We start from the raw sequence: 22,603 nt of genomic DNA on the forward strand, positions 1-22,603 counted from the left end.
GGCGCGGCGCGCGCCCATTCCATGCGCGCACCAACAGGACATTGCCCCACATGCAGGAAGCCCTCACCAGCGCCGATTCCGGCAGCGACCTGCGCGCGCGCGCCGCGCGTCTGGTCATGGAGCCGCTGTTCCAGAAGATCGTGATCGGGCTGATCCTGTTCAACGCCGTGACGCTGGGGCTGGAGACCAGCGAGACCATCTCGGCGCGATGGGGCGGGGTGCTGGCGGTGCTGGACCGGGCGCTGCTGGTGATCTTCACGGCCGAGGTGGCGCTGCGCATCTACGCCTTCCGCGGCCGCTTCTTCCGCGACCCCTGGGGACTGTTCGACCTGGCCATCATCACCATCGCCTGGCTGCCGGCCACGGGGCCGCTGTCGGTGCTGCGGGCGCTGCGAATCCTGCGCGTGCTGCGCCTCATCTCGGTGGTGCCCAGCATGCGCCTGGTGGTCGAGGCGATGCTGCACGCCCTGCCGGGCATGGGCTCCATCGTCATGCTGATGGGGCTGATCTTCTACGTCTTCGCGGTGATGGCGACGAAGCTCTATGGCGAGATCCTGCCCGACCGCTTCGGCTCGCTGGGCTCAAGCCTCTACACCCTGTTCCAGATGATGACGCTGGAATCCTGGTCCGAGGCCAATGTGCGGCCCATCCTGGCGCAGCAGCCGCTGGCCTGGATGTTCTTCGTGCCCTTCATCCTGATCGCGACCTTCGTGGTGCTGAACCTGTTCATCGGCGTGATCGTGGACAGCATCCAGACGCTGCGGAAGCAGCGCGAGGCGAGCGACCCGGCCGCCGTGGCTGCCGACGCCCATACCCGCGAGTTGGAGGAAGAGCAGCACGCCCTGCTGCGCGAAATCCGCGCGCTGCGGGCCGAGGTGGCGGCCCTGCGGGAGGCTCAGCCGAAGACCACGCCATAGAGGTAGCGGCCGGGGATGACGGTGGCGAAGATGCCGGCCGTCAGCAACCCGCCGGCCGTCGCCAGCATGGTGGTGCGGTGCGCCGCGATGCGCCCCTGCCGGGCATAGCGGATGCCCAGCGGCAGCATCACCAGCGTCAGCAGCGTCAGCGCGTGGATGGGGGTCAGGTGCCCCCAGGCCGGCAACCCGAAGGAGGAGGCCGCCGCCAGCGCCCAGGCCCCAACGGCGACCCTCCCCGCCAGCCGGTGCCGCGCCGTCCCCTTGGGCAGCACCAGCACCGAGAGAATGAGCGCCGCCGCCAGCAGCGAGGACCAAAGATGCACTTGCAGCATGGACATGACGCCCAGACCCCTTATGTTGACGATGTGAACATAGCGGGAATGTGATCGGTGTCAACATCGGAAAAGCCCTATCACCACGGAGACCTGCGCGCCGCCCTGCTCGACGCCGCCGACACGCTGCTGGACCAGGGCGGCGATGGCGCTGTGTCGCTGCGCGAGGTGGCGCGGATGGCCGGCGTCTCCCCCACCGCCGCCTATCGCCACTTCGCGGACAAGGAGGCGCTGCTGGCCGCGCTGGCCGCGCGCCACTTCGCGGAATTCGGCGCGGCCCTGGGCGGGCGGCCGCTGGCCGAGATGGGGCCCGCCTACCTCCGCTTCGCTCTCGCCCGGCCAGGCCGTTTCCGGCTGATGTTCGGCCCCCTGCTTCAACGGTCGAAGCAGCACCCGCCGCTGGCCCAGGCCTCGGACGCGGCACTTGCGGGGCTCTACGCGGCCGCGCCCTCGCCCGATGCCGCCCTGCGCGCCTGGGGCCTGGTGCATGGCCTGGCGCATCTGATGCTGGACGGCGCGCTGCCGGCGGAGGAGGGCCTCATCACCCGCCTGCTCAACCCCCCCGGCTGACAGCCCGCCCGTTCCGCCGTAAGGCCTTGGGCGCGGAGAGGGAGTTGCGCATGACCAAGCCCGTGATGCTGGTGATCCTGGATGGCTGGGGCCATCGCGCCGAGAGTGTGGACAATGCGGTGGCGCTGGCCCGCACGCCGAATTTCGACGCGCTCTGGGCCGCCTGCCCGCGCAATCACCTCCGGACCTCGGGCCTCGATGTGGGCCTCCCGCCCGGCCAGATGGGCAATAGCGAGGTCGGGCACCTGAACATCGGTGCCGGCCGGGTGGTGATGCAGGATCTGCCGCGCATTGATGCCGCCATCGCCGATGGCAGCCTGGGTGCGATGCCCCCGCTTGCCGACTTCATCGCGCGCATGAAGGCGGGCGGCGGCACGGCCCATCTTGTCGGCCTGATCTCGGCGGGCGGGGTGCATTCGCACCAGCGCCATGCGCTGGCACTCGCGCGCCTCCTGGACGAGGCGGGCATCCCCGTGGCCCTGCACGCCTGGACGGATGGGCGCGACACCGCGCCGCGCGCGGCGGGGGATTCGCTGGCGGTGGTGGCGCAGGAATTCGGCGCACTGAAACACGCGCGCATCGCCACCATCACCGGCCGCTACTTCGCCATGGACCGCGACCACCGCTGGGAGCGGGTGGAGCAGGCCTGGCGCGCCATGGTCCTGGCCGAAGGCAACCAGGCCGAGAGCGCCGACGCCGCCATCCGCGCCTGCTACGCCGCCGACAAGCACGACGAATTCCTGCCCGCCTCCGTCCTGCCCGGCCACACGGGCATGGCGGATGGCGATGGCATTCTCTGCTTCAATTTTCGGGCCGACCGGGTGCGGCAAATTCTCGCCGCCCTGCTGGACCCGGCCTTCACGGGCTTCGCCCGTCCCCGCGCGCCGCGCTTCGCCGCCGCCCTGGGCCTCGTGGAATACTCCCGTGAGTTGAACCCGCTGATCGGCACGATCTTCCCGCCGCAATCCATGGAGGACATCCTGGGCGCCGTGGTGAGTGCCGCCGGCCGCACCCAGCTGCACATGGCCGAGACGGAGAAATACCCCCACGTCACCTACTTCCTGAATGGCGGCGAAGAGGTGGCCTTCGACGGCGAGACGCGCATCATGGTGCCCTCGCCCAAGGTGGCGACCTATGACCTGCAGCCCGAGATGAGCGCACCGGAACTGACGGCCAAGGCGGTGGAGGCCATCGCCTCCGGCGCGCATGAACTCATCGTGCTAAACTTCGCCAATGCCGACATGGTGGGCCACACCGGCAGCCTGAGTGCCGCCATCCGCGCCTGCGAGGCGGTGGACCGGGGCCTGGGTGCCATCGCGGACGCCGTCCGCGCCCAGGGTGGCGCCCTGATGGTGACGGCGGACCATGGCAATGCGGAACTGATGCGCGACCCGGCCAATGACGGCCCGCACACCTCCCACACCACCAACCCCGTGCCCGTGCTGCTGATGGGCGGGCCCGAGGGGGCGGTGCTGCGAGAGGGGCGCCTCGGCGACATCGCGCCCACGCTGCTGGCGCTGATGGGCCTGCCCCAGCCCGCCGCCATGACGGGGCGCAGCCTGCTGGCCTGACGCGCCCGCGCGTGGCACATCACAGGAACCAATAAGGAGCTTGACCATGGCGCTGCGCGTCGCCGTCCAGATGGACCCGATCGAGAGCATCAACATTGATGGCGACAGCACCTTCGCCATGATGCTGGAAGCCCAGGCGCGCGGCCACACGCTCTGGCACTACCATGTGCGCCATTTGTCGCTGAACGCCGGCCGCGTGCTGGCGCAGGCGCATCCCGTCACGGTGCGGCGCGAGAAGGGCAACCACTTCACCTTTGGCGAAGCTGTGGAATTGGACCTGGCGCGCGACGTGGACGTGGTGCTGATGCGCCAGGACCCGCCCTTCGACATGGCCTACATCACGGCCACGCACATCCTGGAGCACATCCACCCCAGGACGCTGGTGGTGAACGACCCCGCCCAGGTTCGCAACGCGCCGGAAAAGCTGTTCGTCACGCATTTCCCGGAGCTGATGCCCGAGACGCTGGTGACGGCCGACACGCGCCAGATCGCGAAGTTCCGCGCCAAGCACGGCGACATCATCGTCAAGCCGCTGTTCGGCAATGGCGGCGCGGGCGTGTTCCACCTGCGGCCCGACGACCCCAACCTGAACTCGCTGGTCGAGATGTTCACCGAACGCTCGCGCGAGCCGCTGGTGGTGCAGCAATACCTGCCCGCCGTGCGCCTGGGCGACAAGCGCGTGATCCTGATCGACGGCGTGGCGATGGGCGCCATCAACCGCGTGCCGGCCGAGGGCGAGGCGCGCAGCAACATGCATGTCGGCGGTCGCGCCGAACCCACGCAACTCACCGACCGCGAGCGCGAGATCTGCGCGCGCATCGGGCCGGAGCTGAAGAAGCGCGGGATGATCTTCGTGGGCATCGACGTGATCGGCGGCTATCTCACCGAGATCAACGTCACCTCGCCCACCGGCTTGCAGGAACTCGCGCGGTTCGACGGCATCCACCTGGAACGCGCCATCTGGGACGCGATCGAGGAAAAACGCCGGTAAGCGGGGGTTTTTCGCCCGGCCGAATTACGCCGCCGGCTGCGCCGGGACGATCGGACGTGATCGCCCGGCCGATTTACGCCGCTGACTGCACCAGCGACGATCGGACGGCGCCTACCCGCCCCCCGCCGCGAACCTCACCGCCTCCTCCGCCGCGCGGAACAGGGCGCGGGCCTTGGCGATGCATTCCTCATGCTCGGCCCGCGCGTCGCTGTCGGCCACCACGCCGGCGCCGGCCTGGACGTGCAGGCTGCCTTCCTTCACCAGTGCGGTGCGCAGCGCGATGCAGATGTCCATGTTGCCGTCCACGCCGAAATACCCGACGCCCCCGGCATAGAGGCCGCGGCGTGACGGCTCCAGCTCCTCGATGATCTCCATGGCGCGCACCTTGGGCGCGCCCGACAGCGTGCCGGCCGGGAAACCCGCCTGCAACGCGTCCAGCGCCGAAAGCCCCGGCCGCAGCCGCCCGCGCACCTCGGAGGCGATGTGCATCACCTGGCTGTAGCGCTCGATGCGGAACTGCGCCGTGACGCGCACGGAGCCGATGGAAGCCACCCGCCCCACATCATTGCGCCCGAGGTCGAGCAGCATCAGGTGCTCCGCGCGCTCCTTCGGATCGGCCAGCAGTTCCGCTTCCAGCGCGGCGTCTTCCTCGGGCGTGGCGCCGCGGCGGCGCGTGCCGGCCAGCGGGCGGATCGTCACCTCGCCATCCTTGGCGCTGACCAGGATTTCCGGCGAGGCACCCACCACCGCGAAGCCGCCATGGTCGAAGAAGAACAGATAGGGTGCCGGGTTGATCCGCCGCAGCGCCCGATACAGCGCGAAGGGCGGCAGCGCGAAGGGCGCCGTGAAGCGCTGCGAGGGCACGATCTGGAACGCGTCGCCCGCGCGGATGTATTCGCGGGCGCGCTCCACCGCCGCCATGTAGCCCTCGGGCGTGAAGTTCGAGACGGGCGCGGGCTGCGGCGCCAGCTTCGCGGGCGGGGCGGGGCGGGGAAGGGGGCGGGCCAGGGCGGCCTCGGCCTCGTCCAGCCGCGCCTGCGCCTCGGCCCAGGCGGATTCTGCATTCCCGCCCGCCTCGGCCCAGACGGGCGTGGCCAGCGTCAGGGCGTCGCGCACATGGTCGAAGACGGCCACCAGCGTGGGGCGGATCATGATGGCGTCGGGGATGCCCAGCACATCGGGGTTGGTGCTGGGCAGCCGCTCCATCAGCCGCACCATGTCATAGCCCAGATAGCCGAACAGCCCGGCCGCGATGGGCGGGATGCCGGGCGGCAGGGGCATCCGCAGCGCCGCCACGCGCGCGCGCAGGGCCTCCAGCGGTGGCGCTTCCTCCGGCACGAAGGCGTGGGGAGCCGAGAGGGCCTGGGTGTTGCACTCGGCCACGCCATCCCGGCATCGCCAGACGAGGTCCGGCGCCATGCCCACCGCCGAGAAGCGGCCGCGTGCCGCCCCGCCCTCCACGCTCTCCAGCAGGAAGGAATGCGGCTTGCCATGCGCCAGCTTCAGGAACACGCCGACGGGCGTCTCCAAATCCGCCACGCGCTCGCGCCAGAGAAGCTGGTTCTCGCCGCGCGCATAAGCGTCGCGGAAGGCGCTGTCCGGGCCGCTCATGGCAGGGAATTCCCCGCCACGCGGTCCATCATGCGCGGGTTGATCCGCACATCGGCCCGCGCCCGCAGCGCCGCCTGGTACTGCACCTCGATGTCGTCGGCCATGCGCTGGGCGCCGGTGGCGCGGACGGCCGCGATGGGCTGCTCCTGCCCCGTCAGGTCGGCCGGCGTCACGCCCGTCATCTGCATCACGGCGAAGGATTGCGGCAGCTCCACCATGGTCACGCCCTGCGGGGCCAGTTCGAAGGCGGGCGCCAGCAGGTCGCGCGGCATGGGGTTGCCGCCGCCGGGCTCGCGCCCGAAGGGCCCGAGTTCCTCGGCGGTGATGCCCTCGGCCGCCGCGGCGGCGGTGAGCGTCTGCCCGCCCCGCACCGCGGCCAGCAGGGCGGCGGCGCGCGCATCCTGGGCGCGGCGGCGGGCATCGGCCATGAAGGCCGCCACCACATCCTCGCGCACCTGGTCGAGCGGGCGCAGCGCCGGGGCGATCACCTCGTTCACCTGCACCGCCATGAAGCCCCAATCGCCTTCCTGGAGCCGCACATCGGCGTTCGGCGCCTGGGCGAAGATGGCGCGCACGGCGGCCTCGCGCGCCGCATCGGCCACGGGAAGCTCGGCAGGCTGGCCCTCGGGCGTCAGGCCGCTCGCATCCATCCGCACGCGGGCATAGGCCAGGTCATAGCGTTGGGCGATGTCGGCCAGGCCCACCCGGCCGGCCAGCGCGTCCTCGATGCGGTTGGCGCGCTCGAAGGCGAGGTCGGCCGCGCGCTCGGCCGCGATCTCGTTGCGGAGTTCGTCGCGCACCTCGGCCAGTTCGCGCCGGCTGGGCGGCGTCACCTCCACCACCCGCAGCACATGCCAGCCGAAGGGCGACTGGATGGGGGGCGAGATGGTATCGGGCGCCAGCGCGAAAGCGGCATCGCCCAGGGTGGCGATGGGCAGTTCCGCCTGGGTGGTCGGGGGCAATTCACTGGCGGCGGCGCCCTCGGCGCGGGCGGCGGCCTGGAAGGTGGCGAAGTCAGGGGCGGCCGCCCAGGCCTCGGCCAGGGTGCGGGCCTGCGCCTCCTCCTGCACGATCACCTGCTGGATGCGCCGGCGCTCGGCCACCTCGAAGCGTTCGCGGGCGGCGGCGTAGGCATCCTCGATCTCGCGCTCGGTCACTTCCACCGCGGCCATCAGCCGCTCGGCGTTCATGGTGATGACGCTGACGTCGCGGTACTCCGGGGTGGAGAAGGCGGCAGGGTTGTTCTCGTGGAAGCGGGCGAGCTGCGCCTCGGTGGGCGCCTCGGGCTCGGGGGCCTGGGCGAAGGGCAGTTCCACCAGCGTCACGCTGCGGCGTTCCAGCGACCAGCCCAGCAGGCGGCGCCCGGCCGTCTCCGGCAGGGCGGCGCCCGCCCGCACCGCGCCCGACATCTGCTGCCGCGCCAGGTCGGTGCGGAGCAGGCCCAGGAAGAAGGCCTCGCTCATGTCGTTGTTGCGCAGGAAGCTGTTGAAGACCTCGCGCGAGAAGCGCCCATCCGCCCCCTGGAAGCCCGGGATGCGGAAGACGTAGTCCCGCACCGCGTCATCGGGCACCACCACGCCCATCCGCGCCGCCTCCTGCTGCAGCACGCGGTCGAGGACCAGGCCCTCCACCACCTGCTCGGCCACGGCGCGGCGCATGGCGGCGTCCGGCTCGAAGCGGCCCTGGAGCGCGCGGCTGATGCGCTGCAGCTCGCGCCGCGCCGCCTCCTGCGCCTCGGGCGCCTCGATGGCCTGGCCCGAGACGCGGGCCACGCTGTCATCGCGCCCGATGCCGCGGATCATGTCCTCGATCCCCCAGACCGCGAAGGACAGGATGAGGAGGATGAAGAGGAGCTTGGCGGCCCAGGTCGCGGCCAGCCGGCGCATGAAGGTGATCATGTCCGCGCGCATAGCGCGCCCACGGGCTGTTGCCAAACATCCGCCTCGGCTATCCCTCCCCCGCAAAGAAGGAAGCCCGCCCATGACCCAAGGGATTCGTCCCCTCATCGCCGGCAACTGGAAGATGCACGGGACCGTGCGTGAGGCCGCGCGCCTCGCCGAGGCGGTGCGCGAGGGGGTGGAGGGCGTGGACCTGCTGGTCTGCCCGCCCTTCCCGCACCTGCATACCGTGTCGGTGGTGCTGCTGGGCGGGCGCGTCGCGGTGGGCGGGCAGGATTGCCACGCCGCCGGCAAGGGGGCCCATACCGGCGATGTGAGTGCCGCCATGCTGCGCGACGTGGGCGCCACCCATGTCATCCTGGGCCATTCCGAGCGCCGGGCCGACCACGCGGAGAATGACGCCGCCGTGCTGGCCAAGACCAAGGCGGCGCTGGCCGCGGGCCTCATTCCCATCGTCTGCGTGGGCGAGACGGAGGCCGAGCGCCTGGGTGGGCTGGCCGAATCGGTGGTGCGCGGCCAACTGGAGGGCTCGGTGCCCTATGGCTTCGTGACCGCCGGCGGCATCGTGGCCTATGAGCCCGTCTGGGCCATCGGCACCGGCCGCACCCCCACCGAGGACGACATCGCTGCCATCCACGCCACCATGCGCGCGGCCCTGGTGGAACGCTTCGGCCCCGCCGCCCGCGCCACGCGGCTGCTCTATGGCGGCTCGGTGAAGCCTTCCAACGCCAAGCCCATCCTGGCCCTGCCCGAGGTGGATGGCGCCCTGGTGGGGGGGGCGAGCCTCGTCGCCGAGGATTTCCTGGCCATCGCCCGCGCCGCTCCCGTCTGAGAATCCCGCCCATGCTGAAGCCCGAACGCCCGCATTTCTCCTCCGGCCCCTGCGCGAAGCGGCCGGGCTTCTCGCTGTCCGCGCTGGAGGGGGCGCTGCTGGGCCGCAGCCACCGCGCCCCCGCCTCCCGCGCGCGCATGGCGGAGGTGATCGAACGCTCCCGCGCCATCCTCGGCATGCCGGCGGATTGGCGGCTGGGCATCGTGCCGGCCTCGGACACGGGGGCGGTCGAGATGGCGCTGTGGTCCCTGCTGGGGCCGCGCGGGGTGGATGTGCTGGCTTGGGAGAGCTTTTCCGCCGAATGGGCCAATGACATCACCCAGGCCCTGAAGCTGCCCGATGTGCGGCTGCTGAAGGCGCCCTACGGGAAGCTGCCGGACCTCGGCGCCGTGGACTGGGCGCGGGACTGCGTCTTCGTCTGGAACGGCACCACCTCCGGCGTGCGGCTTACGGATGGCGACTGGATTGCGCCCGACCGCGAGGGGCTGGCCATCTGCGACGCCACCTCCGCCGCCTTCGCCATGGAACTGCCCTGGGACAAGCTCGATGTCGTCACCTGGTCCTGGCAGAAGGTGCTGGGGGGCGAGGCCGCGCATGGCATGCTGGCCCTCTCGCCCCGCGCCGTGGCGCGGCTGGAAAGCCACACCCCGCCCTGGCCGTTGCCCAAGGTGTTTCGTCTCACCAAGGGCGGGAAGCTGATCGAGGGCATCTTCAAGGGGGACACCATCAACACCCCCTCCATGCTCTGCGTGGAGGATGCTTTGGACGGGCTGCGCTGGGCGGAGAGCGTGGGCGGCCTGAAGGGGCTGGTGGCGCGGGCCGAGGGCAACCTCAAGCTGGTGGCCGACTGGGTGGCGCGCAGCAAATGGGCGGAATTCCTGGCCGAGGACCCCGCCACGCGCTCCTGCACCTCCATCTGCCTGCGCTTCCGCGACCTGGCGCCTGACCACCAGGCCGAGATCGCGCAGCGAATGGTGACCTATCTGGAGGCCGAGGGCGTGGCGCTGGACGCCGCCCATTACCGCGATGCGCCGCCGGGGCTGCGCCTGTGGTGCGGGGCCACGGTGGAGGCCTCGGACGTGGCGGCGGTCCTGCCCTGGCTGGACGCGGCCTGGGGTGCCGCCAAGCGCGGCTGAACCTTCCGGACAGGGCAGGGCGGCCCCATCTGCCGGGCATGATCGTCCGCCGCGCCCTGCCCGCCCTGTTCTTCGCAACCCCGGCCCTGGCCCAGCGCCTGTCGCCGCTGGAGGCCACTTCGCCGGAGGCCGCGCCCCTGCTGGCCCGGCTACGCGCGGGCGGCCACACCCTGTTCTTCCGCCACGCCGATACCGCCGGCGAACCCTGTGACCGCAGCTACCGCGTGGGCGACCGCGGCGGGCAGCGCAACATCTCCCCGCGCGGGCGCGCGCAATCGGCCCGCATCGGCGCAAGGCTGCGCGAACTGGGCGTGCCGGTGGCGCTGCCCGTGCTGGCCGGCCCCGTCTATCGCGCGCGCGACACGGCGGAGCATGCCTTCGGCGCGGAGAACGTGGTGGTGACGGACGAGCTGCTGGCCGATGACTATTCCGGCCCGCGCCTGTCCTGGGTGCTGGACCAGCACCGCCGCCTGCTGGCCGAAATCCCGCCGCCGGGGGTGAACCGCGTGCTGGTGGGCCACCGCACGCCCCCCATCATGATCATGGGCGACCCGGTGGCCGGGCGCGCCTTCCCGGAGGGCGGCGCGCTGGTGGTGGAACCCCTGGGGCCGGAGGGCTTCCGCCTGCACGGCATCGTGGAATTCGCCCCCATCCCCGGGGGCGGGTTTCATGCCTGCTAGCGTCCGATCGCCTTCGGCGGGATCGCCGAAGGCGTGAATCGGCCGCTTCAGGTCGAGGCTGAAGCGGCCGCCACCACCTGGCGCTCCAGATGCGCCACCAACTCGGCCGGAATGCCGAGGCGGTGGGCCAGCGCGTCCAGATAGACGCGCTCGGCCGGCTGGTCGGGGTCCATGGCGAGGCGCGAGGCCAGCCAGAGTTCCGCCGCCTGCTCGGGCGAATTGGCGGCGGCGGCCACCTCCTCCACGCCGATGCGCTGGTTCAGCAGGGTGAAGACGAAGCCCTTGGCGGCGGGATCCAGCGAGGAACGCTCCACCTGCTCGAAGATCTTCGACCGTTCGGCGGCGTCGATATGCCCATCGGCCTGGGCGGCGCCGACCATGGCGCGGATGAGGGAAAGCTCGAAGGGCTCGCCCGCCGCGGCCTCGGTGGCACCAGGGATGAAGGCGGTGTCGGCCGCGGCATCGGGCGGCGCGGCCGGGGGCGCCGAGGCCGGCTGCTGCCCCGCCTGCCAGTTCTGCCAGGCGCGATAGGCCAGCGCGCCCAGCGCCGCCGCCCCGCCATGGGTCAGCACGCTGCGGGCCGCGCCGCGCTTGCCGCCGAACAGCGTGCCCAGCAGGCCACCGGCGGCCAGCCCGCCCAGCGCCGCCCCGCCAGGCCCGGCGCCGGCCAGCAGGTCCCGCGCACGGTCGGTCAGGCTGCCCTGGCCTTGCGGGGCGGGCTTGGTCTGCGGAGGGGCGCTCGGCCATTGCGCGGGCCAGGGCGACTGCGCCTTTGCCGGCGGCTTGCCGGGCGGGAGCTGCCAGGGGCTGCCGCCGTGCGCGGTGCCGCCCCTTCCCAGGAATTGTTCGAGCAGCGACTTCGGATCCATCATGGCGGCGCAGATGGCCCTGCGCGCATGGCACCACAAGCCCACCCCATCTTGCCCCCACCCCGCCCCCCTGCCACACAGCCGGGGCATGAACGACGCCTTCTCCCCTCCGCCCGGGCTGCTGCCCGCGGGCCTGATGGACGTGCTCCCGCCAGCCGCCGAGCGCGAGGCCGCGCTCGTCGAGGCGCTGATGGAGGGTTTCGCCCGCCACGGCTATGAGCGCGTGAAGCCCCCATTGCTGGAATTCGAGGACGGGCTGCTGGCCGGATCGGGGGCCGCCGTCTCCGAACAGATTTTTCGTCTCATGGACCCGGTCAGCCAGCGCATGATGGGTTTGCGGGCGGACACCACGCCCCAGGTCTCGCGCATCGCGGCGACGCGCCTCGGCGCGCAGCCCCGCCCGCTGCGGCTCTGCTACGAAGGCCCCGTGCTGCGCGTGCGCGGCAGCGAACTGGCCCCGGCCCGGCAACTGGCGCAGGCCGGCATCGAACTCATCGGCGGCGCGGCCCCGGAGGCGGATGCGGAAGTGGCCCTGGTGGCCGCCGAGGCCCTGGCGCGCGTCGGCGTCACCGGCATCACGCTGGACATCACCCTGCCGCGCATGGCCCAGGCCCTGCTGGAGGCGGCGGGGTTGGAGGACGCGGTGGCCCGGCGCCTGATCCGCGCGCTGGACCGCAAGGACGCCGCCGCCGTGGCCACCCTGGCGCGCGACGCCGGCCCGGTGGCCGCGTTGCTGCCGCCCCTGCTCGCCGCCGCCGGCCCGGCCGAGGGGGCACTGGCCGTTCTGCGGGGCCTCGACCTGCCCGAGGCGGCCCGCGCCATCGCGGAGAACGCGGCGCTGGTCATCGCCGCCATCGCCGCCCGCGCGCCGGCGCTGCGCGTCACGCTGGACCCCATCGAGTTCCGCGGCTTCCGCTATCATGTGGGCGTGGCCTTCACGATCTACGGGCCAGGCGCCACGGGCGAGATGGCGCGCGGCGGCCGCTACCAGTCCGCGAATGACGAGCCGGCCACGGGCATGACGCTCTACCCCGACGCGGTGCTGCGCGCCGCACCCAAGCCCGCCAGCCGCCCGCGCTGCTTCCTGCCCATCGGCACCGCGCCCGCGGTGGGCGAGGGGCTGCGGCGCCAGGGCTTCGCCACCATCGCCGCGCTGTCCGCCGCCGACGCGCCCGCCGCGCTGCGGTGCAGCCATGTCTGGGACGGCACCGCGCCCGTTCCCGTTACCGAGGAAAGTTCCGTCTGATGGCCAATGTCACCGTGATCGGCGCCCAGTGGGGCGATGAGGGCAAGGGCAAGGTGGTGGACTGGCTGGCCAGCCGGGCCGACATCGTCGTGCGCTTCCAGGGTGGGCATAACGCGGGCCATACGCTCGTGGTCGGCAGCAACACCTACAAGCTGTCGCTGCTGCCCTCGGGCATCGTGCGCGGCAAGCTGGGTGTCATCGGCAATGGCGTGGTGCTGGACCCGGACGCGCTGCTCGCCGAGATCAGCAAGGTGCGCGCGCAGGGGCTGGATGTCGGCCCGCACAACCTCCGCATCGCGGAGAACGTGCCGCTGATCCTGCCGCTGCACCCGGCGCTGGACCGCGCGCGCGAGGCGGCGCGGGGCGAGGACAAGATCGGCACCACCGGGCGGGGGATCGGCCCCGCCTATGAGGACAAGGTGGGCCGCCGCTCGGTCCGCCTCTGTGATCTGTCCGAGCCGGAGACGCTGTCCGCCAAGCTCGATGAGCTGCTGCTGCACCACAACGCCCTGTTCCGTGGCCTCGGTGCGCCGGAGTTCGAGAAGGCGCCGCTGCTGGAGGCGCTGCTGGCGCTCGCGCCCAAGCTGCTGCCCTATGCGGAAGCCGTGTGGGAACGCCTCGACGCCGCCCGCCACGAGGGCAAGCGCGTGCTGTTCGAGGGCGCGCAGGCCGTGATGCTGGACGTGGACCACGGCACCTACCCCTATGTCACCAGCTCCAACACCGTGGCCGGCAGCGCGGCGGCGGGGGCGGGCGTGGGACCCGACCAGGTGGGCCTCGTGCTCGGCATCGCCAAGGCCTATGCGACGCGCGTGGGCAGCGGGCCGTTCCCCTCCGAACTGCATGACGAGACGGGCCGCCTGCTGGGCGAGCGCGGGCATGAATTCGGCACCGTCACCGGCCGGCCCCGCCGCTGCGGCTGGTTCGACGCCGCCATGGTGCGCCAGGCGGTGAAGATCGGCGGCGTGCAGGGCCTGGTGCTGACCAAGCTGGACGTGCTGGACGGGCTGCCGGAACTCAAGCTCTGCACCGGCTACCGCGTGGATGGGGAGGTGATGAAGCGCCTGCCCGCCGCCATGCGCGCCCAGGCCCGCGCCGAGCCCATCTTCGAGGTGATGGAAGGCTGGTCCGGCTCCACCCGCGGCGCGCGCAGCTATGCCGACCTGCCGGCCCAGGCGGTGAAGTATGTGCGCCGCATCGAGGAACTGGTGGAGGCGCCGGTGATGATGCTCTCCACCTCGCCCGACCGCGACGACACCATTTCGCTCAGGGATCCCTTCGCGGGATAGGGGGACGTTAACTCTCTGCCATCAAGGGTGCGGCGTTGGCGGCTGTAGCCGCGCCGACACCTGGCAGAGAGGCTTGTATGCAGATTCGGAAGCTCGTTCCCGCGGTCATGGTCGTGGTTTTCGCCGTGACCTCGCTCATGGCGGGACGCATGGCCTGGCAGGAATGGGGGCGCCGCGCGGAGGCCATCGAGGCCAGCCGCCAGATCGCCGCCGCGGAAAGCCTGCTGCGCCTCGCGGACGCCATGGGCTTCGAACGCTCCTTCGCCTTCATCCGGTCCAACTTGCCCGTCGCGGCCACGCCCACGCAGATCCAGGAACTGCGGGAGATGGCGACTGATACCGACCGCACGCTCGCCGCGGCCATCGCCGCCCTGCGCGTCGCCGCCCTGCCGGAGGTGGCGGCCCAGCAGCAGGCGCTGGAGAACGCCGCCGCGCGGCTTTCGGCGCTGCGCCCCCTCCTGTATGCCGCGATAGCCCTGCCGCTGGCCGAGCGCCGCACCCCCGAGGCGGAGCGCCCCGTGCCCACCTTCGACGCCCTGCTGGCGCAGGTGCAGGAAGCAACGTCCACGGTTCATGCCCGACTGACCCAGCAGGCGCCCGAGCTGGGCAACCTGCTGCAGGTGGCGCGCGGCACCCGGGAACTGCGCTCCGCCACCACCCGCGGCCTGCTGCCCATCAGCGGCGCCATCCGCGGCGGCCGCCCGCTGAACCCCGGCGAGGTGGAGGCCGTGCAGATCCATGGCGCCGTGCGCGACGCCATCTGGCAGCGGCTGCGCGAGGAGGTGGCCCTGTTGGGCGCCCCGCCCCGCCTGGCCGCGGCCGTGGCCGAGGTGCAGCGGCGCTTCGTGGATGAGGGCCTGTCCCAGGTGCGCGCGCTGTTCGATGCGGGCCGGGCGGGCCAGCCCTATCCCATGAGCCTGGAGGCGTATTCGGCCTTCGGGCCCCCGCTCAGCCGCATGCCCGTGGTGTTGATGGACGCCGCGCTGGCCGAGGCCGAGGCGCGCGCCACGGCCCTGCGCGAGGCGTCCGGCCGGGGCGTCCTCCTGCTGGCCGGCCTCGTCATCCTTGTCGCGCTGCTGCTGGCCGGCGCCACCTGGCTGCTGCTGCGCCGGATCGTGGCGCCGCTGGGCCGGCTGACGCCGGCCGTGCGCCTCCTGGCCGAAGGCCGCCACGAGGCGCCGATCCCGCCCCATGGCCACCCGGACGAGCTGGGCGCGCTGGCCCAGGCGCTGGAGGTGCTGCGCCACAACGCCCTGGCCGCGCAGGAGCTGGCCGCGGCGTCGGCGGCGGAACAGGCCGCGAAGATGGCCCGTGCCGAGCGCAACGAGGCCCTGATCCGCGACTTCGAGGACGAGCTGGGCCGCCTCCTTGCGGACCTTTCGAACGCCAGCATCCCGCTGGACGCGGCCGCGGAGTTGATCGGCCGCACCTCCGCCTCCGCGCAATCCCATGCGGAGGCCATGGCGGCGGCGGCCGGCACCGCCTCGCAGAACGTGCAGGCGGTGGCGGCCTCGACCGAGGAGCTGGCGGCCAGCGTCTCCGAGGTCGCCCGTCGTGTGACCGAGAGCGCCGAGCTCGCGGCCCGTGCCGAGCAGGAGGCGCGCACCACCAACACGGTGGTCGAGGGTCTGGTGAAGGTGACGGACCGCATCAACGACGTGAGCGGGCTGATCGGCTCCATCGCCGGCCAGACCAACCTCCTCGCGCTGAACGCCACGATCGAGGCGGCGCGGGCGGGCGAGGCCGGAAAGGGCTTCGCCGTCGTGGCGAGCGAGGTGAAGACCCTGGCGGCCCAGACCGGCCGCGCCACGGAGGAGATCGGGAAGCAGATCCAGGCCATGCAGGCCGAGACGGGCCAGGCGGTGGCCGCCATCCGCAGCATCGGCGGCTCGATCGAGGCGCTCAGCGCGCTCGCGACCCAGGTGGCCGGCGTGGCGGAGGAGCAAGCCATCGCCACCAAGGAGATCGGGCGCGCGGTGGCGCAGGCCGCGTCCGGCACCAGCGAGGTGGCCGGGCAGACGGACGAGGTGCTGACCGGTGCGCGGGCGGCGGCCTCGGCCGGGTCGGAGCTGCGGACCGTGTCCACCCAGCTGACCAGCCAGGCCACCACGCTGCGCGCGCGGGTGGATCGCTTCCTGGAGGCCCTGCGCGCCGCGTGAGCCTCAGCGCGGCAGGCCCTGCTCCACGACGGTGATGGTGGGCGCGCCGGGCGGCAGCTTGAAGGTGTCCATCAGCACCGCGTCCTCGGTGCCGAGGTTGGCGGCCGTCATCGGCGTGTTGGCCGGCATGTAGTAGCAGGTGCCGGCGGGCCAGACCGTGTCCGGGTGGCCTTCCACGAAATCCGTGATGGTGCCGGACAGCACGCAGGTGTGCCCGCCATGCTCGTGCACATGGATGGGCGCGCGCGTGCCGGCGCGCCGAATACCGCGCGTGACCACCAGGCGCTGCCCGTCGGAGGCCGTGATGTCGAGCAGCACCACCACCTCCTCCAGCGGGCGGTAGACGCCGCGCGGGACGACGCCGTTGATGGTGGTGAGCTCCGTGTGGCCCGCATGCCCCGCGTGCTGGGCGGTCAGGGCGGTGGGAAGGGCGAGGGCCGCGCAGAGTGCGACGGCGAAAAGGCGGGTGGGCATGGGGTTCCTCATCTCCGGCGCGCCTGGAAGGGCGGCGCCGGTTGGCGAATGATGTCGCTTTTTCCCGGGGTGGCGGCAACCGCCGCGAAATGGGCGCCGCCCACGCGGGGCGGCGCCAGTGGGGCGATCAGACGCTACAGCCGCACCTTCAGCCAGTTGCCGATCTCGCCCACGATGCCGCGGCGGAAGGCCAGCACGCAGAGCACGAAGATCACGCCCTGGATCACCGTCACCCAGGCGCCGAATTCGGCCAGGTAGTTCTGCATGGTGATGATGACGACCGCGCCCATCACCGGGCCGAAGATGGTGCCCAGGCCGCCGACCAGCGACATCAGCACCACCTCGCCCGACATGGTCCAGAACACGTCCGTCAGGGTCGCGATGCCGAAGACGATGGACTTGGTGCCACCCGCCACGCCCGACAGCGCGGCGGACAGCACGAAGGCCATCAGCTTGTAGTCATCGGTGCGGTAGCCGAGCGAGGTGGCGCGCGGCTCGTTCTCGCGGATGGACTTCAGCACCATGCCGAAGGGCGAGTGGACGATGCGGTGCACCAGCAGGAAGCCGATGAGGAAGACGCCGGCCGTCAGCCAGTACATCGTCATGTCGGAGTTCAGGTTGAACACGCCGAACAGCATGCCGCGCGGGATGGACTGGATGCCGTCCTCGCCGCCCGTGAAGGGCGCCTGGAGGCAGAAGAAATACACCATCTGCGCGAAGGCCAGAGTGATCATGGCGAAGTAGATGCCCTGCCGCCGGATGGCGATGGCGCCGATGACCAGGCCCAGGATGGCCCCCGTGGCGCCACCGATCAGGATGGCGATCTCGGGCGGCAGCCCCCATTCCTTGGCCGCGTGGCCGGCGAGGTAGCCGCCCATGCCGAAATAGGCCGCATGCCCGAAGCTCAGCAGCCCCACATACCCGATCAGCAGGTTGAAGGCGCAGGCGAAGAGCGCGAAGCACAGCACCTTCATCAGGAAGACGGGGTAGAGGAAGAAGGGGCTGATGACGACCAGCGCCACCATCAGCCCGAAGGCGATGAGCTGGGTGCGGGTGAAGCCGAGGAACACCTGTTCCTCGTGCTTGAAATCCCCTCCGGAGAAGCCGGGACCGGCCATGGCTTAAGCCCTCCCGAACAGGCCGGCGGGCCGCAGCAGCAGCACGATGGCCATGACGACGAAGATCACGGTAGCGGATGCCTCCGGATAGAAGACCCTGGTGAAACCCTCGATGACGCCGAGGCCGAAGCCCGTGACGACGGAGCCGAGGATGGAGCCCATGCCGCCGATGACGACCACGGCGAAGACGATGATGATGAGGTTGGCGCCCATCTGCGGGTTCACCGAATAGATCGGCGCCGCCAGCACGCCCGCGAAGGCGGCCAGTGCCACGCCCGCGCCGTAGGTCAGCGTCATCATCCGCGGCACGTTGATGCCGAAGGCCTGGACCAGCGCGGGGTTCTCCGTCGCGGCCCGCAGGTAGGAGCCGAGCTTCGTTTTCTCGATGACCAGCCAGGTGGCCAGGCACATGACGATGGCCACGATCACGACCCAGCCGCGATAGACCGGCATGAACATGAAGCCGAGGTCCCAGGCGCCCTGGAGTTCCGGCGGGATGCGATAGGGCATGCCGGAGCTGCCATACTGGTTGCGGAACAGCCCCTCGATGATGAGGCCCACGCCGAAGGTCAGCAGCAGCCCGTAGAGGTGGTCCAGTTTGTACAATCGACTGATCATTGTCTTTTCAATGACCACGCCGGTGAAGCCCACGATCAATGGCGCCAGCAGCAGGGCCCACCAGTAGCCGATGCCGAGATAGTGCAGCAGCATCCAGGCCACGAAGGCGCCCATCATGAACTGGGCGCCGTGGGTGAAGTTGATCACGTTCAGCATGCCGAAGATGACGGCGAGGCCGAGCGACAGCAGGGCGTAGAAGGCCCCGTTGATCAGCCCCAGCAGAAGCTGGCCGAACAGCAATGGCGCGGGTATGCCGAAGATCTCGTCCATCGGAATCAGTCATCCCTGGCAAGGGTTCGGCCGCCCCACCACGCCCGGCGCAAACGTGCCGGGCAGGGCGGGGCGGCCGTGCCCCGGTGAAGTCACACGCGCCCCCGGGCCGGCCGGCCCGGGGGTATTCCTCAGCTGCGGACCAGGGCGCAGTTGCCCTCGCCCACCGGGCGGAAGGCCTCGGCGGCCGGGGTGGTCTGCAGCAGTTTGTAGTAGTCCCAGGCGCCGCGGCTTTCGGCCGGCGTCTTCACCTCGAAGAGGTAGACGGGCTGCATGCGGCGGCCATCGGGGCGGATCGTGCCCTCGCCCATCGCGTCGTCATTGGTGGGCTGGGCCTTCATGCGGTTGACCGTGTCCACGCCGCTGGCGCGCGCCGCCGGCACCCCCATCTCCGCCACCGTCTTGAGGTAGTGCATGATGGCCGAGTAGCAGCCCGCCTGGCCCATGCCCGGGCGCAGCCCGCCCGGCATGGAGGGCAGCACGCGCTGGGTGAAGGCGCGGGTGCGGTCGTTCAGGTCCCAGTAGAAGCTCTCGGTGCAGACGAGGCCCTGCGCCGTCTCCAGCCCCAGGCTGTGCACGTCGCTGATGAACATCAGCAGCGCGGCGAGCTTGGTGCCGCGGCGCGTCACGCCGAATTCGGCCGCCTGCTTGATGGAGTTGATGGTGTCGCCGCCCGCATTGGCGAGGCCGATCACCTTGGCGCGCGAGGACTGCGCCTGCACCAGGAAGCTGCTGAAATCGGTCGTGCCCGGGAAGGGCGTCCGCACCTGGCCCAGCACCCGGCCGCCGGCCGCGCGCACGAAGCCCGAGGTGTCGCGCTCCAGCGCGTGACCGAAGGCGTAGTCGGCCGTGATGAAGAACCAGGTGTCGCCGCCCGCCCGCACCATCGCGCCACCCGTGCTCTTGGCGAGCATGTAGGTGTCATAGGTCCAGTGGATGGTGTTGGGGCTGCACTGCGCGCCCGTCAGGTCCGAGGTCGCGGCGCTGGAATTGAGGAAGATCTTGTTCCGCTCGCGCACGATGGTGTTGACGGCGAGTGCGACGGAGCTGGTCGGCACGTCCAGGATCACGTCCACATTGTCGCGGTCGATCCATTGCCGCGTGATGGTGGAGCCGACATCGGGGCGGTTCTGGTGGTCGCCCACCACCACCTCGACATTGACGCCGCGCGCGGCCACGCCGGAATCCTGGATGGCCTGGCGCACGCAGGCGACGGAGCCCGGCCCGTTCACGTCGCGATAGAGGCCCGACTGGTCGTTGAGGATGCCGATCTTGACGGTGTTCGCGGCCTGCGCCCGCGCCACATGGGCGGGCAGGGCGCCGAAGGCGGCGGTGGCGGCCGCGCCGCCCAGCAGCGCGCGGCGATGGAATTGGGACATTTTTCGTTTCTCCCGGGAGGTGCAGGCAGGGCAGGCGGGGGCGGGGTTGTTGCCCCCGCCCCCTCACGCGTCAGTTCAGCTGCGGACGAGCGCGCAATTGCCGGCGGCCATGGGGCGGAAGGCTTGGTCGGCGGGCACGGTCTGCAGCAGCTTGTAGTAGTCCCAGGCGCCGCGGCTCTCCTCCGGCGTCTTCACCTGGAACAGGTAGGCGGGGTGCAGCTTGCGGCCATCGGCGCGGATGGTGCCCTCGCCGAAGGCGTCATCGCTGGTCGGCATGGCCTTCATGCGGGCCACCGCCTCGGCGCCATTTGCCTTGGCCGCGGCCACGCCCATCTCGCCCACCGCCTTCAGGTAGTGCAGCACGGAGGAGTAGCAGCCGGCCTGCACCATGGAGGGGCGGGTGTCATTGGGCATCGCGCCCAGGCGCTGGGTGAAGGCGCGGGTCTTGTCGTTCAAATCCCAGTAGAAGGTCTCGGTCAGCACGAGGCCTTGCGCCGTCTGCAGGCCCAGCGCATGCACGTCGGTCGCGAAGACCAGCAACCCCGCCAGCCGCACGCCGCGCCGCGTGATGCCGAATTCGGCGGCCTGCTTGATGGAGTTGATGGTGTCGCCGCCGGCATTGGCCAGCCCGATCACCTGCGCGCGAGAGGCCTGGGCCTGCAGCAGGAAGCTGCTGAAATCCGTCGTGCCCGGGAAGGGTGTGCGGACATTGCCCAGGATGCGGCCGCCAGCCTGGCGGACGAAGGCGCTGGTGTCGCGCTCCAGCGCATGGCCGAAGGCGTAGTCGGCCGTGATGAAGAACCAGGTCTGGCCGCCGGCCGCCACCATCGCGCCGCCGGTCGAGTTGGCCAGCATCCAGGTGTCATAGGTCCAGTGGATGGTGTTGGGGCTGCACTGCGCGCCCGTCAGGTCGGACGTGGCGGCACCGCTGTTCAGGAACACCTTGTTCCGCTCGCGCACGATGGTGTTGACCGCCAGCGCCACCGAGCTGGTGGGCACGTCCACGATCACGTCCACATTGTCGCGGTCGATCCATTGCCGCACCACGGTGGAGCCGACATCCGGGCGGTTCTGGTGGTCCGCCTGGATGACCTCGACAGTGACGCCGCGCTGCGCGATGCCGCTTTCCTGCACCGCGAGGCGCACGGCCTGGGTGGAGCCCGGCCCCGAGAGGTCGCGGTAGAGGCCCGACTGGTCGTTCATCACGCCGATGCGGATGGTGTTGGCCGCCTGGGCGCGGGCCGAGCGGTAGGGCAGCGCGCCCCACACGGGCGCCGTGGCGGCGGCGCCGAGCAGGGTGCGGCGGGAAGTGGTGCTCATGGGGGGAACTCCTTCCTCTGTTGCGCTTGGCCGCTTCAGCTGCGGATGAAGCCGCAGCCGCCCTCGGCCAGGGGCCGCCAGGGCTCCTCGGCGTCGGTGGACTGCAGCAGCTTGTAGTAGTCGTGCCGGCCGCGGCTTTCGGCCGGGGTCTTCACCTCGAAGAGGTAGGCGCGGTTCAGCTTGCGACCATCCTCGCGGATGCGGCCCTCGCCGAAGGCCAGGTCATTGGTCGGCATGGCCTTCATCCGCGCCACCGTGTCGCGCCCGCTGGCCTTGGCGGCGGCGACACCGAGGTCGGCCACGGCCTTCAGGTAGTGCAGGTTGGCCGCGTAGTCGCCCGCATGGCTCATCGCCACCGGCATGTCGCCGCCGGCCAGCGCCAGGATGCGCCGCGACACGTCCCGCGTGCCGTCGTTCAGGTCCCAGTAGAAGGTGTTGGCGCAGACCAGGCCCTGCGCCACCTCCAGCCCCAGCGCATGCACGTCGGTGATGAACAGCAGAAGCGAGGCGATCTTGGTGCCGCGCCGCGTGATGCCGAATTCCGCCGCCTGCTTGATGGAGTTGATGGTGTCCACGCCGGCATTGGCCAGCCCGATCACCTTCGCGCGGCTGGCCTGGGCCTGCAGCAGGAAGGAGCTGAAGTCGGTCGTGCCGGGGAAGGGCGTGCGGACGCTGCCCAGCACACGGCCGCCGGCGGCGCGCACGAAGCCCGTGGTGTCGCGTTCCAGCGCATGGCCGAAGGCGTAGTCCGCGGTCAGGAAGAACCAGGTGTCGCCGCCCGCGCGCACCATGGCCGCACCCGCCACCTTGGAGAGCATGTAGGTGTCATAGACCCAGTGGACGGTGTTGGGGCTGCACGCCCGGCCCGTCAGGTCCGAGGTGGCGGTGGAGGTGGCGATGGCCACCTTGTTGCGCTCGCGCGCCAAGTCCGCCACGGCCAGCGCCACGGAGGAGGCGGCCAGGCTGCTCACCACGTCCACATTGTCGCGGTCGAACCACTGGCGGGCGGTGGCCGTGGCGACATCGGGGCGGTTCTGGTGGTCGGCCACCACCACTTCCACGTTGAAGCCGCGCGCCGCGAATTCCTGCACGGCGAGGCGCGTGGCCGCCACCGTGTTCGGCCCGTTCAGGTCGCGGAAGGTCCCGGACATGTCGGTCAGCACGCCGATGCGGATGGTGTTGGCCGCCTGCGCGCGGGCGCGCGACATCGGCAGCGCACCCCAGGCCGGCGCGGTGGCGGCGGCCCCGAGTAGGGTGCGGCGGGTGGTGGTGGTCATTTCCTTGGGTTTCCTTCCTTGGGGTTTCCGGTCCGGCCGCTTCTTG

20 protein-coding genes are annotated in these 22,603 nt (G+C 71.4%); 10 read left to right on the plus strand and 10 right to left on the minus strand.

Annotation, left to right across the window (positions count from 1 at the left end; all coding sequences use genetic code 11):
• Positions 1 to 50: 50 nt before the first annotated feature.
• Positions 51 to 917: an ion transporter gene (locus GGQ83_RS03905; protein ID WP_184382272.1), complete on the plus strand. Its 867-nt coding sequence runs from the start codon at positions 51 to 53 to the stop codon at positions 915 to 917.
• Here GGQ83_RS03905 and GGQ83_RS03910 read toward each other — a convergent pair.
• Positions 896 to 1,255, minus strand: coding sequence for a DUF2306 domain-containing protein (locus GGQ83_RS03910; protein ID WP_184382273.1), 360 nt, complete (start codon positions 1,253 to 1,255; stop codon positions 896 to 898). The genes GGQ83_RS03905 and GGQ83_RS03910 overlap by 22 nt on opposite strands.
• Before the next feature lie 51 nt (positions 1,256 to 1,306).
• On the opposite strand from GGQ83_RS03910, the gene GGQ83_RS03915 reads away from it, so the two are divergent.
• The 3 genes from GGQ83_RS03915 to gshB are packed head-to-tail and all read left to right on the plus strand — an operon-like array spanning position 1,307 to position 4,381.
• Positions 1,307 to 1,819, plus strand: a complete 513-nt coding sequence (locus tag GGQ83_RS03915; RefSeq protein ID WP_184382274.1) for a TetR/AcrR family transcriptional regulator — start codon at positions 1,307 to 1,309, stop codon at positions 1,817 to 1,819.
• A gap of 50 nt (positions 1,820 to 1,869) precedes the next feature.
• Positions 1,870 to 3,390: a 2,3-bisphosphoglycerate-independent phosphoglycerate mutase gene (gene gpmI / locus GGQ83_RS03920; RefSeq protein ID WP_184382275.1), complete on the plus strand. Its 1,521-nt coding sequence runs from the start codon at positions 1,870 to 1,872 to the stop codon at positions 3,388 to 3,390.
• 40 nt (positions 3,391 to 3,430) lie between these two features.
• Entirely contained in the window at positions 3,431 to 4,381 is a 951-nt protein-coding gene (gshB, locus tag GGQ83_RS03925) for a glutathione synthase (RefSeq protein WP_456315208.1), read from the plus strand.
• A 111-nt stretch (positions 4,382 to 4,492) separates the two neighbouring features.
• On the opposite strand, the gene trpE is transcribed toward gshB, so the two are convergent.
• Together trpE and GGQ83_RS03935 are read right to left on the minus strand one after the other, a co-directional pair.
• Positions 4,493 to 5,992: an anthranilate synthase component I gene (gene trpE / locus GGQ83_RS03930; protein ID WP_184382277.1), complete on the minus strand. Its 1,500-nt coding sequence runs from the start codon at positions 5,990 to 5,992 to the stop codon at positions 4,493 to 4,495.
• Complete coding sequence (locus tag GGQ83_RS03935; RefSeq protein WP_184382278.1) at positions 5,989 to 7,890, minus strand: peptidylprolyl isomerase; 1,902 nt, start codon at positions 7,888 to 7,890, stop codon at positions 5,989 to 5,991. Before GGQ83_RS03935 ends, trpE begins: the two co-directional genes overlap by 4 nt.
• A 94-nt stretch (positions 7,891 to 7,984) precedes the next feature.
• Between GGQ83_RS03935 and tpiA the strand changes: the two genes are divergently transcribed.
• From tpiA to GGQ83_RS03950, 3 genes are read left to right on the plus strand one after another with little or no spacing between them, the layout of a single operon-like run.
• The gene (gene tpiA / locus GGQ83_RS03940) at positions 7,985 to 8,722 is read left to right on the plus strand and encodes a triose-phosphate isomerase (RefSeq protein WP_184382939.1); all 738 of its coding nucleotides are present in this window, start codon (positions 7,985 to 7,987) and stop codon (positions 8,720 to 8,722) included.
• An 11-nt stretch (positions 8,723 to 8,733) separates the two neighbouring features.
• Positions 8,734 to 9,858 (plus strand): phosphoserine transaminase, encoded by a 1,125-nt coding sequence (locus GGQ83_RS03945; RefSeq protein WP_184382279.1) that lies wholly within the window; start codon positions 8,734 to 8,736, stop codon positions 9,856 to 9,858.
• A 38-nt stretch (positions 9,859 to 9,896) separates the two neighbouring features.
• Entirely contained in the window at positions 9,897 to 10,538 is a 642-nt protein-coding gene (locus tag GGQ83_RS03950) for a histidine phosphatase family protein (protein WP_184382280.1), read from the plus strand.
• 47 nt (positions 10,539 to 10,585) lie between these two features.
• Here GGQ83_RS03950 and GGQ83_RS03955 read toward each other — a convergent pair whose 3' ends face one another.
• Positions 10,586 to 11,410, minus strand: coding sequence for a tellurite resistance TerB family protein (locus GGQ83_RS03955; protein WP_184382281.1), 825 nt, complete (start codon positions 11,408 to 11,410; stop codon positions 10,586 to 10,588).
• Positions 11,411 to 11,495: 85 nt separating this feature from the next.
• Between GGQ83_RS03955 and GGQ83_RS03960 the strand changes: the two genes are divergently transcribed.
• The 3 genes from GGQ83_RS03960 (at position 11,496) to GGQ83_RS03970 (ending at position 16,101) form a co-directional block, all read left to right on the plus strand.
• Entirely contained in the window at positions 11,496 to 12,653 is a 1,158-nt protein-coding gene (locus GGQ83_RS03960; RefSeq protein WP_184382282.1) for an ATP phosphoribosyltransferase regulatory subunit, read from the plus strand.
• Positions 12,653 to 13,942 carry an adenylosuccinate synthase gene (locus tag GGQ83_RS03965; protein ID WP_184382283.1) on the plus strand — a complete coding sequence of 430 codons (1,290 nt, stop codon included), beginning with the start codon at positions 12,653 to 12,655 and terminating at the stop codon, positions 13,940 to 13,942. The genes GGQ83_RS03960 and GGQ83_RS03965 overlap by 1 nt, the downstream gene beginning before the upstream one ends.
• 107 nt (positions 13,943 to 14,049) lie before the next feature.
• Positions 14,050 to 16,101, plus strand: a complete 2,052-nt coding sequence (locus GGQ83_RS03970; RefSeq protein WP_184382284.1) for a methyl-accepting chemotaxis protein — start codon at positions 14,050 to 14,052, stop codon at positions 16,099 to 16,101.
• A gap of 3 nt (positions 16,102 to 16,104) precedes the next feature.
• Here GGQ83_RS03970 and GGQ83_RS03975 read toward each other — a convergent pair whose 3' ends face one another.
• From GGQ83_RS03975 to GGQ83_RS04000, 6 genes are all read right to left on the minus strand, one after another.
• Positions 16,105 to 16,575: a cupin domain-containing protein gene (locus tag GGQ83_RS03975; RefSeq protein WP_184382285.1), complete on the minus strand. Its 471-nt coding sequence runs from the start codon at positions 16,573 to 16,575 to the stop codon at positions 16,105 to 16,107.
• 134 nt (positions 16,576 to 16,709) lie between these two features.
• Positions 16,710 to 17,693, minus strand: a complete 984-nt coding sequence (locus GGQ83_RS03980; RefSeq protein ID WP_184382286.1) for a branched-chain amino acid ABC transporter permease — start codon at positions 17,691 to 17,693, stop codon at positions 16,710 to 16,712.
• 3 nt (positions 17,694 to 17,696) lie between these two features.
• Entirely contained in the window at positions 17,697 to 18,581 is an 885-nt protein-coding gene (locus GGQ83_RS03985) for a branched-chain amino acid ABC transporter permease (RefSeq protein WP_184382287.1), read from the minus strand.
• 131 nt (positions 18,582 to 18,712) lie between these two features.
• Complete coding sequence (locus GGQ83_RS03990) at positions 18,713 to 19,960, minus strand: ABC transporter substrate-binding protein (protein ID WP_184382288.1); 1,248 nt, start codon at positions 19,958 to 19,960, stop codon at positions 18,713 to 18,715.
• A 75-nt stretch (positions 19,961 to 20,035) separates the two neighbouring features.
• Positions 20,036 to 21,280: an ABC transporter substrate-binding protein gene (locus tag GGQ83_RS03995; RefSeq protein ID WP_184382289.1), complete on the minus strand. Its 1,245-nt coding sequence runs from the start codon at positions 21,278 to 21,280 to the stop codon at positions 20,036 to 20,038.
• 35 nt (positions 21,281 to 21,315) lie between these two features.
• Positions 21,316 to 22,557, minus strand: coding sequence for an ABC transporter substrate-binding protein (locus GGQ83_RS04000; RefSeq protein WP_184382290.1), 1,242 nt, complete (start codon positions 22,555 to 22,557; stop codon positions 21,316 to 21,318).
• Between the last annotated feature and the right edge of the window lie 46 nt (positions 22,558 to 22,603).

The organism is Roseococcus suduntuyensis, from assembly GCF_014196305.1.
Classification (GTDB): Bacteria; Pseudomonadota; Alphaproteobacteria; order Acetobacterales; family Acetobacteraceae; genus Roseococcus; species Roseococcus suduntuyensis.